We start from the raw sequence: 18096 nt of genomic DNA on the forward strand, positions 1-18096 counted from the left end.
ATCTGGAAAGGAGGAAGGAATGTATGGAATTAGAAAAATATGAGCCATTTGAAGAAGCACCCCAGGCACAGCAAAACCCACTTCAAAATAAGGTGCTTTTGTGGATGGGCGGTATCGCTTTTACCTTTTTCATTGCGCTTTTAGGTTTGGGGCTTTCGAAGATTTCGGGATTCAATCGTATCGGTCCTCTTGCGTGTTCGATCATCATTGCCGTGATTTATCGTCAAATCGCTGGTTATCCAGAAAAATTCCGGACGGGAATTGAATTTTCCGCTAAAAAACTTTTGCGTTTTGCCATTATTTTATACGGATTGAAGTTAAATATTGATGTGATTTTCAATCAGGGTTTGCCATTGTTGGTACGTGACATAGGGACAGTAACATTTGCCATAGTCGTGATGGTCCTGGTTGCAAAGTGGTTTAAGGCAGATGCCTCCATTTCCCTTCTTCTTGCTGTTGGAACTGGGATATGCGGTGCAGCGGCTATTGCGGCAATATCTCCAATCGTGAAAGCAAAGGAAGAAGATACAGCCATAGGCGTCGGGATAATCGCTTTAATGGGAACGCTTTTCTCCATTGTTTATACCCTTTTACGTCCAATCCTACCGATGTCCGCTTTGGATTATGGTATATGGTCTGGAATCAGTCTTCATGAAATCGCCCATGTTGCATTGGCAGGAGCTCCGGCTGGTGAAGATGCGCTAGCGATTGCACTCCTCGCAAAATTGGGCCGTGTCTTTTTACTTATCCCTTTATGCTTCATTTTTATGTATTGGATGAAAAAACGTACATCCGGGAAAATGGGCCATGATGCCAAAATTGATTTTCCCTGGTTCCTCGTTGGTTTTATAATCATGAGTCTAATTGGAAGTTATGTGTTTGGAACTTATATTACGGTGTCTCCAATCGTAATGGATGGTATTTCCAATACAACTACATTCATATTGACAATGGCCATGATCGGTCTTGGACTGAATGTAAGCCTGCAGGCACTGCGCACAAAAGCCATGCGTCCTCTTTTAGCCATGACCATTACCTCTTTGCTGCTTTCCATAATCACGTACTTTATTGTTTAATCTTCCACTTGTGGTGAAGGGTGCATATAGGATACCCTGAATACGAGTACTAAACGGGGCTTATTTATTCATTCATAGAAAACGGTTTTTGAATGTGAGTTGTATTGGAAAAGAAACAATGGATAATCTGCCGAATCCCAATATAAGGAAAAGTGAATGTTGGCATGTTTGAAAATTATAACTATTTGGTTTACAATATAAGAGCTGATACGAACATTACGATGTCTTTTTCTGTTTGGAGGAAATTTTATGGAGTTAGACTTTAAAAATCCAATCCCATTACACGCTCAATTAAAAACCATATTGGAAAATCAGATTTTAGAAGGTTATTATAAAGACAAAATCCCGAGTGAAAGGGAACTAATGGATATGTATTCAGTCAGCAGAAGCACTGTCCGGGAAGCCGTATCCATCCTGGTTCGTGAGGGGATATTGGAAAAAAGGCATGGGAAGGGAACATTTGTTTCCCTTAAACCCGTACAGGAATGGCTTAAAATGATAAGTTTCACTGAAACCACTAAAGGCATGGGGATTGAATTACTGGATCATGGCCGGGTAATGACGCCTGAAAATATAGCTGATGCAAATGGTTTTGAAGATGAATCTTACCATATTAAAAGGCTGCGACTACAGGGGGATGTCCCCATAGCCATTGAATTGCATTATTATTCTTTGGACCTAGGAAAAGAATTGACGAAATTCGATTTAAGTACCACCGTATTGTATGACGCACTCGAAGGAGATCTGAACATTAACTTTTGTGAAGCGGAACAAATTATAACCTGCGGCTTTCCAACAAAAGAAGATGCAGAACATTTGGGAATAAAAGAAACGATGTGTTTGCTGATTACAGAACGGATGATTTTTGATTCTGATGGTAACTTAGTAGAATATTATAAAGGATTATTCAGATCCGATATGTACTCTTTCGCTATGAAAATGTCCCGGAAGAACTGAGTTTGGGGACATGAAATGACCTAAGCCTTTCTAATAAGCAGAGAGGCCTAGGTCATTTTTAGCTCTAAATTCATTGAGATAAATTATTCGGTTTTGAACTGTTAAAAACCCATTATCTTAAGTTATTGTTCGTCTATTTTAATAGCACAGGAACGGATTAATATAAGCGTTATGAAATTTTTATACATTACTTCAAGATTTAGAATATGAAGGCTTATCCACCGTTTTCAGCCGTTTGATTTTTGAGGGCTTGCCATCCTCCAATTTACCCGACATAAACCCAAGTACAACTCCAAGCAGTTCATCAGCTCCCACCTCCACAGGCTAATGTCCGAGCAGTTCATTTAGTTCTTTTTCACGCTCCACAAACTCAAAACTCGGAAACTCTCCAGAAAACTTCGCAGATTATCTTCAAGATCATTCACAAACTTAGCACCTGTATGGCGCCGAATCCCCTGAGCATCATTCATCACAATCACGGCAAACGCTGTCGCAGGAGATGTCTCCGTATGCAACCAGCCTTTATTCGCTCCCACATAGGATTAGTGCGAACTTGGCATGCCACCTGTTGTGAAGGCCTGCTTCAAATCCCACTTTCCGGTCAGATTTAATATGCATAAAATTTTCAGCCCTTTTGAATGCCGATCACCGACAACATTTTAAACAAGAACTAGAAGATTATATCCACTTCAATCACCGACGAATCAAAGCGAAATTAAAAGGCATGAGCCCAGTAGATTACCGGGTTCATGCCCTCAAGTCTGTCTAATTAAATAAAGTGTCTAACTTTTTGGGTTCACTTCAATATGACCGGTTTGTTTCATTTAAATTCCACTATCTCTTTTTGAACTTTGGTCTTTATTTCTTTTATTTCCTTTACTGTTGTCGCCACTAACAGGAGCTTGTCCGTGTAATTGCGGTGAATTTTGATTTCGGCTGCCTTTATTAAATTTTTTTGTCATGTCTCACATCTCCTTTCTTATTTCAAATATAGTTTGTCCCCTTTTGGGCAGTGATATTAAGTGATATTCTGACCGACCCATTCTCACCTAAAATTAATGAAGAATCTGAACAATAATAAGTATATGGCAAAAAATTTGGTTCTCTTGAAGTTTATGCCAGTCTAGGCGGTTCAGGCGTGCTTTTTTCCGTGGAAAGTCATTTTTTCATAATAATATTTATAGGATTGGTCCCTTAAGGAAAATCTATAACTGATGATTATTAACAAGGGTGTTAAGGGTGGCTATGGAATGAATAAGATCAAGGATCTAAACCCGGAAGATTTAAAAAAGATACAGAATGTAACCGAGCGAATGTCTTTCACAAAAAACTTCAGGTCTGCTACTGCTGAAGAATGGTTTGTTTTTATTCCCGGCTTTAAGGATCCAGTTACTGGAGGCGCTGCTGGAAAGGTTATAGTTCACTACAATCTATATGGAAACAAAGATATGTTCATTAATACGACGGTCATTCTGGATGACTATGCTCTATTTGAGGAAGAAAATTTTCAGCTGGTTTACTCCATTTGTGATGAACTTGTAAATCGTCTAGTAGGATACGCTGATACACTACTGTCAGTACACGCAGGTTCAAATTCTTATAATGCTGAGTACAAACGATAATGGTCGTGAGAAGAAAAGGAGGAAAAACAGTGCATCATAATCTGGTTCAGTCAATAATCGAACATTCAGTCCCGCTTACAAGTGAAGCTGATTGGGATATGCTCGTTCAGCAAGTTAAAAATTCAAAATTTGTTTTGCTGGGTGAGGCATCACATGGAACATCCGAGTTTTACACGGCCCGAGTTGAAATAACAAAAAAACTGATTAAAGAAAAAGGGTTCACCTTTGTAGCCGTTGAAGGTGATTGGCCCGCATGCCAGGCAATTAATAGATATGTTAAAGGTTATGACCTAGAAACTAAATCCGCACAGGATGTTCTTAAGAATTTTGACCGCTGGCCGACCTGGATGTGGGCAAACGAGGAAATAATCGACTTGATCGAATGGATGAAACAATACAATGAGTCTGGACAAAATCAAACGAAAATTGGATTTTATGGAATCGATATCTATAGTCTTTGGGAATCCATGGATGAAGTCATCCATTACTTAAAGCAAATTGATTCACCTGACCTCGATGCTGCCAGACATGCGTTCACATGTTTTGAGCCATTCAATCGGAATAACGAAGAGTACGCAGTTTCGGCAGGCATTTATTCGGAAGACTGTATAGAGGAAGTGGCCGAATTACTGACAACTATTCAGCGAAAAAAAGAAAAATACCCTCATCACGAAGAATTGAATTTGAATCTTCAAGTGAATGCACTGGTGGCGTATAATGCAGAAAATTATTACAGGACAATGGTAGTTCATGACGATAGATCATGGAATATTCGAGATATGCATATGGTGGATGCACTTAATGAAATTATGGATTTTTACGGTTCTGAAGGCAAGGCGATTGTGTGGGAACATAATACCCATGTTGGCGATGCCAGTGCTACTGATATGAGAGATTCCGGGATGATTAATGTCGGCCAGGTCATTCGTGAGCAAAACCCAACTGAAGATGTATTTATCACAGGTTTCGGAACCTACAGGGGAACTGTAATTGCAGCAGACGAGTGGGGCATGGATTTTGAAATAAAAACAGTACTCCCGGCAATGAAAGGAAGTTGGGAGGAGGCTATGCACCTTTCGGGGGCGTATGATAAGTTGCTCATTTTCAATGATGAAAATCGGCAGCTATTCCAAGATAGGATTGGACATCGGGCGATTGGGGTTGTATACAGACCGGAATATGAACAATATGGAAACTATGTACCTTCTGTATTGTCAAATAGATATGATGCTTTTGTTTACATTGATGAGACTCAAGCGCTTCACCCGCTTGTTCATGAAAAAGCACCCGTTGTGTAATGAAAAGGCGGAGCCCTTTATAACAATTCGTGTTATAAAGGGCTTGGAGTTATTACGGTTCCTTAGCTTGAACCGGAAATACGCGGATTTACAACGTTAAGGAAATCCAAATTTAAATAATCCTATTTCCTCGATGGAAAGTGAGAAATTAAGCTTTAGTTGCTTCATAAAAGGGACAGATTGTGGAATAAAACTGAAAAATAAAGATAAAAACCGTCCTATATAGAATGGTTTTTATCTTTATCTCTATTTGCTGATGGAATGGGGTTATTTAATAAACTACTAGTTAATGGGAAAAGAAATTGAGAAAAGGCCCTCCTAAACAACCGGTTAATAGAGTCCCGATACCAACTGTTCCATTGAATGTGATTACCAAAACAAGATAAATTAATGTTTTTTAATCATTCCAGTTAAATCTTGAATGATCAACATCAAACGGTCTATTGGTGCAAAATTTTCATGTAAGTAGATAGCCGTTCCTAGTCCTATAACAGTTAACCCAACAGCTAAACAGACAAGTTTATTGAGTATTAGTTCTGGCTGTACCAAATTATGCAATAAAAAAAGCCATATTCAATTACCAAGACCTGTTATAAAAGCTGTCAGCAGACCAAAAATTCTGGTCTTTGCCTTTTTAAAAGCGAATATAAAAATATCATGATAAAGGCTATTATGAATTCCCAGCTTCCGACAGTAAGGTAGACTTGTATGGAAAGCCCGTCCAAAAGGGCGCCAAATGGTGATGTTCCAAGGTCTGATTGGATAGTTAAAGAACAACCAAGGGTTAATAGTATGATCCCGATCAGATAGAGGTTAATTTTTGTTTTACCTACATTTAACACACTTATTCATTTATTAATTCTTTTTTCATTAAAAGATGTGGACCGCCATCTTCCATAAAGACATCGGATGAAGTTTGATAGCCGAGTTTTTTATAAAAGCCCTCTGCCTGTGTTTGACCATGTAATTTAACCAGGGATAATTCCATTTCTTTTGCAATTTCTTCTAACGTTTTTATTATTATTTTTCCAAGACCAAATTTACGGTAAGGCTCTAAGATGCAAATTCTCTCCAATTTACCTAAACCATCAACAACTCTTAACCTTCCAGTTCCGACTGGTTTTTCATTATAATAAACTAATATGTGTTCAGAAAGAGCATTAAGTGTATCAAATTCATCAAATTCACTTTCTAATTGGAAACCTTGTTCCTCGACAAATACTTCTTTTCTGATATGAAAGGCTATTTTTAAATCATTTTCTGTAGTTATTCTTTTAGAATCCAATGTTCTTCATCCCTTTTCTAAATTTATTTAATAAGACAAGTCATAATAAATGTCTATCCTTTTTATAGTATAAATGAAATTAATTTTGTTGAAAATACAACAAAAGTAGTCAGAGGCTTTTTGAATGAAGGAAATACTCCGTGAAATTGGAATGATAGCAGGGCATTGGACTCTATAAGTAATATCGAATTTAAAGAATTTGACCTTACAAAAGGGCAGTATTTGTATTTTGAGGAATCATTCAAGAAAAGTTAGCAGAAATGATAAAGGTCGACCGAACGACAGCAGCTCGTGCCATTTAAAAACTTGAAATTCAAGGTTTTATCGAAAAGAAAAATGATGAGGGCAACAAAAAAATTAAAAAGTTATATCCTACTGATAAAAGTGAAAAGGTCTATCCCTTTTTACAGAAAGAAGGGGAGTATACGACAAGGTTGCATTATCTGGATTTTCTTTGGAAGAAACGGAAGCGGTGTTTCATCTTCTTCAAAGGGTCAAAAAAAATATTGAGTTGATTGGGAATTTTTGAAAAAAGGAAATAAAAGGGGATATTGATACAGCTTATAAGTTTTCGCTTATTTATGGGTGACTAATCGGTGTAAGCATGGAGTGGTTGTGGGTAAGAATATTATAAAGAGAGGCTCGATTCCGAATGGAAATCGAGCCTCTTTCTTATTAACCAGCTACATTTTCGGTAAACTGACTATTGTAAAGATCTGCGTAGAAACCATTTACTTCTAATAATTCCAAATGCGTTCCTTGCTCAATCACTTTTCCTTGATCCATAACGAGAATTAAATCTGCATCCTTAATCGTTGAGAGACGATGGGCAATGACAAAGCTAGTCCGTCCTTCCATCAGTCTGTTCATCGCCTTTTGGATAAAGACTTCGGTCCGAGTGTCCACACTCGACGTAGCTTCATCCAATATCATGATTGGTGGATCTGCAAGAACAGCTCGTGCGATTGTCAAAAGCTGCTTTTGTCCTTGTGAGATGTTCGAAGCTTCTTCGTTCAAAACTGTCTCATAACCATCTGGCAGTGTCCGAATGAAATGGTCGGCATGTGCCGTCCGAGCAGCTGTAAAAATTTCTTCATCTGTTGCTCCATTTTTTCCATAAGCGATATTATCCTTAATCGTGCCATTAAAGAGCCAGGTATCTTGAAGCACCATCCCAAAGTTCTTACGAAGATCATTCCTGGACATATTCCGTGTATCCAGACCATCAATTTTAATCTTTCCGCCATTTAGTTCATAAAATCTCATCAAAAGATTTATCATAGTCGTTTTTCCAGCACCAGTCGGTCCAACAATTGCGACCGTCTGTCCAGGCGAGACATCGATGTTCATATCTTTAATTAACATTTCTTCCCCATATCCAAAGTCGACATGTTCAAAAGTGACAGCACCATTTGCTCTCCTTATTTTAGCTGTGGTTTTTTCTTTCATTTCCTCTTCTTCATCAAGTAGCTCAAAGACACGCTCAGCTGCTGCAACCGTTGACTGAATAATGTTTGCGATGTTGGCTGTTTGTGTGATCGGCTGGGTGAACTGCTTTGAATATGTGATGAATGCTTGAATATCACCAATTGAGATCGAACGTTGCGTTACCAATATTCCGCCGACAACGCTGATGAGGACATAGCTTAAATTTCCGATAAAAAACATCATGGGCATGATGATTCCAGATATAAACTGTGCCTTTCTTCCCGCTTTATACAATTCTTCATTAACCTTAGTAAACTGGGCACTTGCCTTTTTTTCATGTCCGAATGCTTTAACGACTTGATGGCCAGTGTACATCTCTTCAATGTGCCCATTTAATTGCCCAAGTGTACGCTGTTGATCGGCAAAATGTTTTTGGGATCTTTTTAAAATAGGCCGTATTGCAAATATTGACAAAGGTAAGCTGACTATCGAGATTAATGTCAATAACGGGCTAATGGAAAGCATCATGATGATAATCCCCAAAATCGTGACGATTGATGTGATGAACTGCGTTAAGCTTTGTTGAAGGGTGCTCCCGATTGTATCAATATCATTTGTCATTCGGCTAAGTGTTTCCCCGTTAGGACGTCCTTCAAAATATTTGAGAGGAAGTTTCTCGAGCTTTTTATTAACATCTTCCCGTAGATCATATACCGTTTCTTGTGCAACACTGGACATAATGTATTGTTGTACATAGTTGAAAAGGCTGCTTAAGACATACAGTCCAGCAAGTAGTAGAAGAATCTGGCCAATTTTATCAAAATTAATAGCTGCTCCAGGTATTCCTTGAAATTTCCCGTAAGCCCCTTCGAATAATTCCGTAATCGCCGTTCCCATGATTTTTGGTCCGACAATCATGAAAATCGTACTCATGATTGCAGCGAAGAACACGGCAATCAATTTGTTGCGCCGCGGTTTTAAATAGGCCAAGAGACGTCTTAGTGTTCCTTTAAAATCTTTTGCTTTTTGACCCATCATCATCATGTTACCGCCACCAGGACCATGCCCCATCTGACCGCCGCTTTGAGGTTTTTTTTGATTACTCATGCAATTTCCTCCTCTGAGAGCTGTGATAAGGCGATTTCACGGTATATGTCGTTTGTACTTAGCAATTCTTGGTGTGTTCCCATACCCGCAATGTGTCCTTCGTCCAATACAATGATTCGGTCAGCGTCAACGACCGTACTGACCCGCTGTGCAACGAGTAGTACCGTCGCATTTTTCGTTTCATCTTTCAAGGCTGCACGAAGGTTGGCATCTGTCTTGAAGTCTAGTGCAGAAAAACTATCATCAAATATATAAATATCAGGTTTCCTAATGAGTGCCCGTGCAATCGAAAGCCGTTGCTTTTGCCCTCCTGATAGGTTTGAGCCCCCTTGTTCTATTTCTGCATGATAGCCGTCTTTCATGTTACTGATAAAATCTTCAGCTTGCGCGATACGGGCTGCATACTCAATTTCATCTTGTGTGGCGGTTTGTTTTCCAAAGCGAATGTTTTCAGCAATGGTACCCGTAAAGAGGACAGCCTTTTGTGGTACAAAGCCAATTTTTGACCGAACTTCATCTTGTGATGAATTACGAATATCAACACCATTGACGCGAATTGTCCCACTTAAAGTATCATAGAAGCGAGGGATCAAATTGACGAGCGTCGTTTTCCCTGAACCAGTTCCACCGATTATTGCGGTGATTTCACCAGGTCTTGCAGAAAAACTGATATCCGATAATGCAGGCTCTTCTGCTCCTGGGTAACTGAAGGTCACATGTTCAAATTCAAGTGTACCGTGTTCACGATCTGCCTTTTCTGTCCCTTCATCTAAGAATGAAGGTTTCATGTCAAGGACCTCGTTTATCCTCGTTGCGGATACGGCCGCGCGTGGAACCATAACGAACATCATGGATGCCATTACAAGGGCGAACATAATTTGCATTACATATTGGATAAAGGCCATTAAGTCCCCGATCTGCATGCCGCCGTTATCAATACGAACTCCTCCGAACCAAATGATACCAACAACCGTCAAGTTCATGACAAGCATCATTACAGGCATCATGAACGCCATGATTTTATTGACTTTGATCGAGACATCTGTCAATTCTTTATTTGCTTTCTTAAGGCGTTCTTTTTCTTGTGTTTCATGATTGAAGGCACGAATGACACGAATTCCAGTTAAATTTTCTCTTAATACAAGGTTCAACCGGTCTAATCGTTTTTGCACCTTTTGAAAAAGAGGTACACCTTTGGATAGAATAAGCAGGATGGAACCAATCAAAAAAGGCATAGTGACGACAATGACAAGGGACAATTTTGCATCCATGGATACTGCCATGATCACTCCACCGACTAACATGATGGGTGCACTGATTACCATACGTAGCATCATGATAACCACTTGCTGGACTTGTGTTATATCATTGGTCGTCCGTGTAATCAATGACGCGGTACCGACTTCGTCAAATTCTTGTAACGAAAATTTTTCTACATGATTAAAGACTCTCAGCCGGAGATCCCGTCCCATTCCCATTGCTGCTTTGGACGAATAGTAGCTTGCGATTATGGAAGCACAAGCGCCAAGTGCTGAAACCACCAGCATCAAACCACCGATTTTCCAAATGTAAGGAGTGTCACCTCGAACGACGCCTTTATCAATAATATCCGCCATGAGTGTAGGTAAAAAGAGGTCCGACATCGATTGAATAAAAACCAGACCGATAACTGCGGAAATAATCCACTTATAAACGGATAAATTTTTCAGTATTTTTATCATTTTGTACACTCTCCTTTTTCTATTGCTTGAGCTTCTAAAAAGTTTGTAATTTGAAGATGCGTTTCAAGCAACTCTTCAAACTGTTCTTCAGAAAGCAATTCAATCGCCGATTGAAATATTTGGTGGATACTGCTTTCTTGAAAATGAATCATTTTTAATGTATTTTTCCCCTTTTCGGTGATTGACAGCTGAATCTCACGCCGGTTGCCCTCCACATGCTCTCGTTGGAGCATGCCTGCCCGAACAAGGCCATCGACCGCTTGACTCAGTGTGCTTTTTGGAAGAAACGTTTTCTCCCCAACTATTTTTTGAGTGGTCTCCTTATGAGGGGAAATGGTCATCAAAATCGAATATTGCGGAACTGTTAAATCATTTTCTGCCGCTGTCTTTTGAACGAATCGCATGATATTTTTCTGCACGTTCCAAAATGAACGCAATAGTTGTACTGATTGAATTATTTGTTTTTCATTCTTCACTCAACATCACCATTCTTTCTTTATTAAACTGTTCCAAACTGAACATTTATTTTTATGAATTATTTTAATTTACATCTATTTTTCAACTTAGTCAACAAAAAAACGATTTCATCATTCCGGTGTTTTTCTTGACTTTGGTTCGGACATAAAGTTGTGGTTGATTTCCCCTCCAGATGCTCGCTTTCCTTGGTGCGGTCGGTGAGCCTCCTCGGCGTAAACGCCTGTGGGGTCTCACCTGTCCCGCTGCTCCCGCAGGAGTCTCGCACTTCCGCTCCAATCACCCTTAAATAGTTTCGTTTTAAAAACAACAATAGGCTTTGTACTTCAGGCAAAGTCGTTTAGGAAATTCAAACAACACATTTTTTCATGTTCTTAATTCACTAGACAAGAAAATTGATCTGTTTTACAAAGTGATATTAGTTGAAAATATGTGATAAAAAGTGTTAGGATAATATTGAATTGGATTAGTACCAGGTAATAATACTAGATGATAACGTAAATGAGAATGTATGGGTGTTAAATAGAAAGCATGTTTACATAATGGAGATTTTTCTTCCTTCGAGAAAATATAAGCGAATTTAGTTTGCGAGACAAAGAGATAGCTAAAGAGAAACAATAGTGTTTCGTGATACAGCACTCCCGTTTGAAAAGGGTGCCAGTATGAGGACCAGCATTTGGGTTTTAAAGTAAAATGTTCTGATTATTAGGAGGGATGATGACATATGGTTGAAAACCGTCATCTGCAAGTAGGTCTGAGTGATGAAAATGTGCTAGAGATGTATAAAGTGATGTTGTTGGCAAGACGTATAGATGAACGGATGTGGCTGTTGAACAGATCTGGAAAAATTCCATTCGTCGTTTCTTGTCAAGGACAAGAAGCAGCTCAAGTGGGTGCTGCGTTTGCTTTAAATCGTGAAAAGGATTATATCCTTCCCTATTACCGGGATCTTGGGGTAGTGCTTGCATTTGGGATGACCGCCAGAGATTTAATGTTATCCAGTTTTGCAAAAGCGGAAGATCCGAATTCAGGCGGAAGGCAAATGCCTGGGCATTTTGGGCAAAAAAAGAATCGCATCGTAACGGGATCTTCGCCAGTTACCACTCAAGTGCCGCATGCAGTGGGGATTGCACTCGCTGCAAAAATGGAAGGAAAAGATATCGTTTCATTCGTTACATTTGGTGAAGGGTCATCAAACCAAGGTGATTTCCATGAAGGAGCGAATTTTGCAGGTGTACATAAACTTCCGGTTATCTTGATGTGCGAGAATAATCAATATGCCATTTCCGTCCCTATCGAAAAACAATTGGCCTGCAGCAAAGTGTCGGACCGGGCCATTGGTTATGGCATGCCAGGGGTGACGGTTGATGGAAATGATCCGATCGAAGTATACCGGGTGGTGAAAGAAGCGGCTGAGAGGGGAAGGCGTGGTGAAGGACCAAGCTTGATTGAAACGGTTTCATACAGGTTGACACCCCATTCAAGCGACGATGATGATAGTCAATACAGGTCGCCTGAAGAAGTATCGGAGGCAAAAAAAATAGATTCAATCATTACATTCGGGGCCTATTTAAAAGCTGTAGGGATCATGGATGATCAATTAGAGAAACAAATGAACGAGGAAATAATGGAAGTTGTGAACGAAGCGACGGATTATGCGGAAAATGCTCCATTTGCAAATGAAGACACGCTTTCAAAATACGTTTATGCAGATAAGTAAGGAGGAAAGAAGATGGCAGTGATATCTTATATAGATGCCGTTATAATGGCTATGCGAGAAGAAATGGAACGTGATTCCCGTGTATTTGTCTTAGGGGAGGACGTAGGGAAAAAAGGCGGCGTTTTTAAAGCGACATCTGGTTTATACGAACAATTCGGGGAACAGCGGGTCATTGATACCCCGCTTGCTGAATCAGCAATCGCAGGAGTGGGCATTGGCGCGGCCATGTATGGGATGAGGCCGATTGCAGAAATGCAATTTGCTGATTTTATCATGCCTGCAATCAACCAAATCATTTCAGAAGCTGCAAAAATTCGTTATCGCTCCAATAATGACTGGCAATGTCCTATCGTCATCAGGGCTCCATACGGCGGGGGAGTACATGGCGCGTTATACCATTCACAATCTGTTGAAGCCATTTTTGCCAATCAACCGGGACTTAAAATTGTCATGCCATCTACGCCATATGACGTGAAAGGGTTATTGAAAGCAGCCATTCGTGATGATGACCCGGTCCTTTTCTTTGAACATAAACGTGCCTATCGCCTTATTAAAGAAGAAGTGCCGACTGATGATTATGTTTTACCCATTGGTAAAGCGGATGTAAAACGTGACGGCGAGGACGTTACAGTGATTACTTACGGCCTTTGTGTTCATTTTGCGCTTCAGGCAGCTGAAAGACTTGCCAGTGATGGCATATCCGTTCATATACTTGATCTGCGAACCGTTTATCCATTGGATCAAGAAGCCATTATTGAAGCTGCATCGAAAACAGGAAAGGTCCTATTGATTACTGAAGATAATAAGGAGGGGAGCATCATTGGTGAAGTATCGGCAATTATTGCAGAAAACTGCCTCTTCGATCTGGATGCCCCAATCATGAGACTGGCAGGCCCGGATGTTCCAGCGATGCCATATTCCCCAGCATTGGAGAAATCCTTCATGGTGAATCCTGAAAAAGTTGAAAAGGCACTGCGGGACCTGGCAGCCTATTAAATGATCGGAACGGAGGAACGAACCTAGTAGGAAATTGCCAAGGATGTCCGTGAACTTGCCCAAAAAGTCCGAACAGGTAAGGTGAAACCTGAAGATATGGGATAAGGGTACATTAACAATCAATAAAACAGGTGATTTCTATTCCATTCAGCCAATGGGGATAATCAATCATCCCCAGAATACCACCATTCAAGTTGAGTCTATCGTCAAACGACCTTAGAATTTTCTCGGATCTTATACGTTGCAGCAAGTCGGGCAAATATTAAACTTTATCTTGTATTATTGGAGACGAGACTACAGCGAGTATAGACCAAGCACCTGAAGAGTAATGTTCGAACAAGTTGACTATTTCATAAATTACTATTACTTTCAATAGTTCACATAATACAGATTAGTAAACATCAAAATCAGCCGTTTATATCGGGGTTGAATCTTAAAAATGAACGTAAGTCTAGCAACTATAAAAAAGGTTGCCAGGCTTTTTTTGCGCTAAATAAAATCTATAGAAGCGTGAAAAAATAATCTATTTGATTACGATAGAGAGGGCATATAATATCTCGACCGATTTTTTTAAATGGCTCTTTTCGTAAAGATTGTTGTTTTTAAAACGAAACTATTTAAGGTTGATTGGAGCGGAAGTGCGAGACTCCTGCGGGAGCAGCGGGACAGGTGAGACCCCACAGGCGTTTACGCCGAGGAGGCTCACCGCCCGCACCAAGGAAAGCGAGCATCTGGAGGGGAAGTCAACCACAACTCACTACCTGGTAAATAGCAACAAAGTATGTGAAAACAGCCTTTTAAAAACACTTTATTTCGCGGTGATTTTTTGAAAAAATTTCATTTTGTAAGGATGTATTGAACAAAAGCGCGGCATTATATGGTAAATGATTCTGGGTAAAGGAGACTTACTGGACAATTCTCCAATAATAAACTATTAGCTAGGGTATTTGAAAGTACATATTATGGAATTGTAATTGTCGATAAATTCGATATATTAGCAATGAATATTGTGAATTTTTAAATGTTGTACGCGGTACAGTGATTGGTGAACATGTTAAGTATTACCCAAAACTTAGCTTAAACGGGCGGTAGGAGGAAGAAACGAAATAACATGTTGTGTTTTTTTACTTTTTTTTCAGATGAAAGCAAGCCTATGGACTGGCTTGCCTTCTTTAATGAGCTCCAGCTTCTTTAGTTTTTTATGAAATGAAAAAACATTTATTTGATTCGGAATCTGTGGCATTTTTATCCTGCTCTATACCGATTTTGGCAGAAAATAAATTTCAAGTTCATCTTATATTTTATATGAAATCCCTAACAATGTTTGTCATAATAAGAAAGTAGGAAGGGGGAACATCATGCTTCGATTATACGGGGCTTTAATCGGCCTTAGTTTGATATGGGGTTTATCGTTTGTTTTTATGAAGTGGCTGCTCCCGCCAGCGGGCATTTGGGGAATTGTTTTTCTCCGCTGTTTGGCAGGTGCTGTTATGCTGCTTCCCATTTTATGGTTGAAGCGCAGGGATATCAACTGGAAATTGCCGTGGAAAGCACTGGTCGTTGTCGGAATCTTCAATTGTGGATTAGCATGGGGATTAATAGCTTTAAGTGAAACAGAGATTAACAGCAGCACGGCATCGATTCTTAATGCAACCACTCCGATCTGGACGGGGATCATCGGATTTATCATTTTTTCATATGTTTTAACCGCCCGACAATGGGTGGGCATTCTTATCGGTTTTTTCGGAATTCTAGTATTGATGGATTTTCAAGTCGGTCAGCTTTTCGGCAAGGAATTCATTGGGATTGGGACAATGCTGCTAGCGTCCACCTGTTATGGTTTTGCCGGCCAATTTACGAAAAGATTTCTTTCCAATACCAGCATATTGGTCATTACGACGTTTACGCTGCTCACGGGTGCCGTTATCGGTTTGATCGGGATGCTGATAACAGAGCCGATTAAGCCAGTGATGTTGTTGGAACCGCTAACGATTTTATCCATAGTCGGACTTGGGTGCTTTGGCTCTGGGCTAGGACAGCTGATCTATTTCTACATCAATAAAAATGGCAGCCCAGAATTAGCCGCAACGGTCACATATCTTATTCCTGGAACCGCTATGGTTTGGGGCTATGTCCTGCTGGGAGAAGCGATTAATCCTAATGTAATTATTGGCCTGCTTATTATTTTCGCAGGAGTTTATCTTTCTTCTAAGAAGTCAAAAGTAAATGATGGTACAAATTCTTCATCCGAAAAACAAGGGGAATTGCGTCAAGTAAAATAAAAAAACAAAACGAAATAGCCCTCACGTAAAGGATTTGTTTTTTCCTGGGGGCTTTCGTATTAAAACACATTTAATTCTGATTCAATTTTGCCAAAGAAGTGATGGATCGTCTTTGCCGCGACTTATAGCTATAGCAGTAACCTATATTCTAAAATGGTATTTGCTTTAGGGGATATTATAAAAATGAAAATGGACAAGGACGTTTTTTTTTTGCCTAAATTATTTTGAAGTTGAGATATATTAATTTGAGGTAATGTTGTTGACAACAAATGTTATTCATGATAAATTATCTTTAAATAAAGATATATTAATTCGAGATAATAAACCTCCTTTAATGAATAGGCCATTCTTATTGAAGGAAAAATGTAGGGGATAAAGAAAGAAGCTGAACATCCAAAAGTTGAATTGTTTTAATGGGAGGAATAAAATATGAACGGATTAAAAGGAATACACCACGTAACAGCCATAACAAGCAGTGCAGAAAAGAATTATGAATTTTTCACAAATATATTAGGCATGCGTTTAGTCAAGAAAACAGTTAACCAAGATGATATCCAAACGTATCACCTGTTTTTTGCTGACGATGTAGGCGGTCCAGGTACTGACATGACTTTCTTCGACTTTCCTGGTATTCCAAAAGGAGTGCATGGGACTAATGAGATTTCAAAAACATCCTTTCGTGTACCGAATGATGCAGCATTAGATTATTGGGTTAAGCGCTTCGATCGATTAGAAGTGGGGAATACAGGAATCCAAGAACAATTTGGTAAAAAGATCATTTCTTTTGTTGATTTTGATGATCAGCAATATCAATTGATCTCAGATGAAAACAATGAAGGGATTGCAGCTGGAATCCCTTGGCAAAAAGGACCGATTCCCCTGGAGTATGCAATTACAGGATTAGGACCAATTTTCATTCGCATCGCCAACTTCGAATACTTTAAAGAAATGATGGAAAAAGTCCTATTATTCAAAGAAATAGACACTGAAGGATCATTTCATTTATTCGAAGTAGGGGAAGGTGGGAATGGAGCACAAGTAATTGTCGAACATAATTCTATCCTTCCTCAGGCACGGCAGGGTTTTGGGACTGTTCACCATACAGCCTTCCGTGTAGAAGATCGTTCCGTTCTTGAAGAATGGATCAAAAGAATGGAAAGCTTCCAATTTCATACTTCCGGTTATGTTGATCGTCACTTTTTTGAGTCGCTTTACGTGCGAGTGGCGCCGCAAATTTTATTCGAGTTTGCCACGGATGGTCCTGGATTTATGGGGGATGAGCCATATGAAACGCTTGGGGAAAAGTTATCTTTACCACCGTTCTTAGAACCGAAAAGGGATCAAATCGAAAAGTTGGTCCGTCCCATTGATACAGTAAGAAGCACCAAGGAATTCATTAAAGAATAAATGATAGCCTTTTGCGAATTATATATTGGTTTATGCCCATACTAAAATAGGTAGAAATAAAAAATGGAATAATCATTTGAAATAGAAAAAATGCTCTGGAGGAATGAATCATGACAAAAGATTTTTACACCGCGATTAAAGAGAGACGATCATATTATGGAATCAATAAAGAAGTCCAAGTATCGGATGAGAAAATTAAAGAAATAGTTGAATTTGCGGTAAAACACACACCATCGGCTTTTAATTCCCAATCCTCCCGCCTTGTTGTTTTGACAGGCTCGGCACATGATAAATTTTGGGATATTACGACACAGGCTTTAAGGAAAGCTGTTGGAGATAGAGATTTCTCTGGTACTCAACAAAAAATGGATTCCTTTAAAGCGGGATATGGGTCAGTTTTATTCTTTGAAGATGAATCTGTGGTGAAATCACTTCAAGAACAATTTGCAACCTATGCCGATAACTTCCCAATCTGGTCTCAACAAACATCAGGCATGCATCAATTAGTTGTTTGGACTGCACTCGAAGCAGAAGGATTGGGAGCAACTTTACAGCATTATAATCCTCTAATTGATGATGAAGTGAAAAAAGAATGGGATGTTCCAAGTAACTGGAAATTGATTGCGCAAATGCCATTTGGAAATCCAACAGCTCAACCGGGTGATAAAGAGTTCAAACCACTTGAGGATCGTATAAAATTTTATAAATAAAGTGGACTGAAAA

14 protein-coding genes and 5 pseudogenes are annotated in these 18096 nt (G+C 39.4%); 12 read left to right on the forward strand and 7 right to left on the reverse strand.

What is annotated here, in order from left to right:
* The first annotated feature begins 23 nt into the window (after positions 1–23).
* On the forward strand, positions 24–1076 hold the full coding sequence (locus tag SB775_RS12660; protein WP_410861803.1) for a YeiH family protein: 1053 nt from the start codon (positions 24–26) through the stop codon (positions 1074–1076).
* A 249-nt stretch (positions 1077–1325) separates the two neighbouring features.
* On the forward strand, positions 1326–2033 hold the full coding sequence (locus SB775_RS12665; protein ID WP_089363302.1) for a GntR family transcriptional regulator: 708 nt from the start codon (positions 1326–1328) through the stop codon (positions 2031–2033).
* A gap of 192 nt (positions 2034–2225) precedes the next feature.
* On the opposite strand, the pseudogene SB775_RS12670 reads toward SB775_RS12665, so the two are convergent.
* Positions 2226–2662: pseudogene (locus tag SB775_RS12670) on the reverse strand (divergent PAP2 family protein).
* Between the two features lie 26 nt (positions 2663–2688).
* Here SB775_RS12670 and SB775_RS12675 point away from each other — a divergent pair.
* Positions 2689–2802, forward strand: a pseudogene (locus SB775_RS12675) (IS3 family transposase); the annotation flags it as partial.
* Positions 2803–2857: 55 nt separating this feature from the next.
* Here the strand turns inward: SB775_RS12675 and SB775_RS12680 are convergent.
* Complete coding sequence (locus tag SB775_RS12680; RefSeq protein ID WP_167555979.1) at positions 2858–2995, reverse strand: hypothetical protein; 138 nt, start codon at positions 2993–2995, stop codon at positions 2858–2860.
* Between the two features lie 288 nt (positions 2996–3283).
* On the opposite strand from SB775_RS12680, the gene SB775_RS12685 reads away from it, so the two are divergent.
* Positions 3284–3655 (forward strand): hypothetical protein, encoded by a 372-nt coding sequence (locus SB775_RS12685; protein ID WP_061466050.1) that lies wholly within the window; start codon positions 3284–3286, stop codon positions 3653–3655.
* A 29-nt stretch (positions 3656–3684) separates the two neighbouring features.
* A complete protein-coding gene (locus SB775_RS12690) occupies positions 3685–4953 on the forward strand; it encodes an erythromycin esterase family protein (protein ID WP_410861804.1) in 1269 nt (422 codons plus the stop codon).
* Positions 4954–5171: 218 nt separating this feature from the next.
* On the opposite strand, the pseudogene SB775_RS12695 reads toward SB775_RS12690, so the two are convergent.
* Both SB775_RS12695 and SB775_RS12700 read right to left on the reverse strand, forming a co-directional pair.
* A pseudogene (locus SB775_RS12695) lies at positions 5172–5795 on the reverse strand (YczE/YyaS/YitT family protein).
* Positions 5796–5797: 2 nt separating this feature from the next.
* Positions 5798–6238: a GNAT family N-acetyltransferase gene (locus SB775_RS12700; RefSeq protein WP_089363305.1), complete on the reverse strand. Its 441-nt coding sequence runs from the start codon at positions 6236–6238 to the stop codon at positions 5798–5800.
* 124 nt (positions 6239–6362) lie between these two features.
* Between SB775_RS12700 and SB775_RS12705 the strand changes: the two are divergent.
* Positions 6363–6793 (forward strand): annotated as a pseudogene (locus SB775_RS12705) (MarR family winged helix-turn-helix transcriptional regulator).
* Positions 6794–6913: 120 nt separating this feature from the next.
* Here SB775_RS12705 and SB775_RS12710 read toward each other — a convergent pair.
* Genes SB775_RS12710 through SB775_RS12720 form a run of 3 tightly spaced genes read right to left on the reverse strand, consistent with a single transcriptional unit; the run spans position 6914 to position 10970 of the window.
* Positions 6914–8773 (reverse strand): ABC transporter ATP-binding protein, encoded by a 1860-nt coding sequence (locus tag SB775_RS12710; RefSeq protein WP_410861805.1) that lies wholly within the window; start codon positions 8771–8773, stop codon positions 6914–6916.
* The gene (locus SB775_RS12715; RefSeq protein WP_410861806.1) at positions 8770–10494 is read right to left on the reverse strand and encodes an ABC transporter ATP-binding protein; all 1725 of its coding nucleotides are present in this window, start codon (positions 10492–10494) and stop codon (positions 8770–8772) included. Before SB775_RS12715 ends, SB775_RS12710 begins: the two co-directional genes overlap by 4 nt.
* Positions 10491–10970: a MarR family winged helix-turn-helix transcriptional regulator gene (locus tag SB775_RS12720; protein WP_061462834.1), complete on the reverse strand. Its 480-nt coding sequence runs from the start codon at positions 10968–10970 to the stop codon at positions 10491–10493. The genes SB775_RS12715 and SB775_RS12720 overlap by 4 nt, the downstream gene beginning before the upstream one ends.
* 722 nt (positions 10971–11692) lie before the next feature.
* On the opposite strand from SB775_RS12720, the gene SB775_RS12725 reads away from it, so the two are divergent.
* The 6 genes and pseudogenes from SB775_RS12725 (at position 11693) to SB775_RS12750 (ending at position 18083) form a co-directional block, all read left to right on the forward strand.
* The gene (locus tag SB775_RS12725; RefSeq protein WP_410861807.1) at positions 11693–12688 is read left to right on the forward strand and encodes a thiamine pyrophosphate-dependent dehydrogenase E1 component subunit alpha; all 996 of its coding nucleotides are present in this window, start codon (positions 11693–11695) and stop codon (positions 12686–12688) included.
* Between the two features lie 12 nt (positions 12689–12700).
* Complete coding sequence (locus SB775_RS12730; RefSeq protein ID WP_061462836.1) at positions 12701–13684, forward strand: alpha-ketoacid dehydrogenase subunit beta; 984 nt, start codon at positions 12701–12703, stop codon at positions 13682–13684.
* Between the two features lie 33 nt (positions 13685–13717).
* A pseudogene (locus SB775_RS12735) lies at positions 13718–13901 on the forward strand (2-oxo acid dehydrogenase subunit E2); the annotation flags it as partial.
* A 1141-nt stretch (positions 13902–15042) separates the two neighbouring features.
* The gene (locus SB775_RS12740) at positions 15043–15966 is read left to right on the forward strand and encodes a DMT family transporter (RefSeq protein WP_410861808.1); all 924 of its coding nucleotides are present in this window, start codon (positions 15043–15045) and stop codon (positions 15964–15966) included.
* 429 nt (positions 15967–16395) lie between these two features.
* Entirely contained in the window at positions 16396–17373 is a 978-nt protein-coding gene (locus SB775_RS12745) for a ring-cleaving dioxygenase (protein ID WP_061462838.1), read from the forward strand.
* 110 nt (positions 17374–17483) lie between these two features.
* Positions 17484–18083, forward strand: coding sequence for a nitroreductase family protein (locus SB775_RS12750; RefSeq protein ID WP_089363312.1), 600 nt, complete (start codon positions 17484–17486; stop codon positions 18081–18083).
* The last annotated feature ends 13 nt before the right edge of the window (positions 18084–18096 follow it).

Source organism: Peribacillus sp. SIMBA_075 (assembly GCF_046534585.1).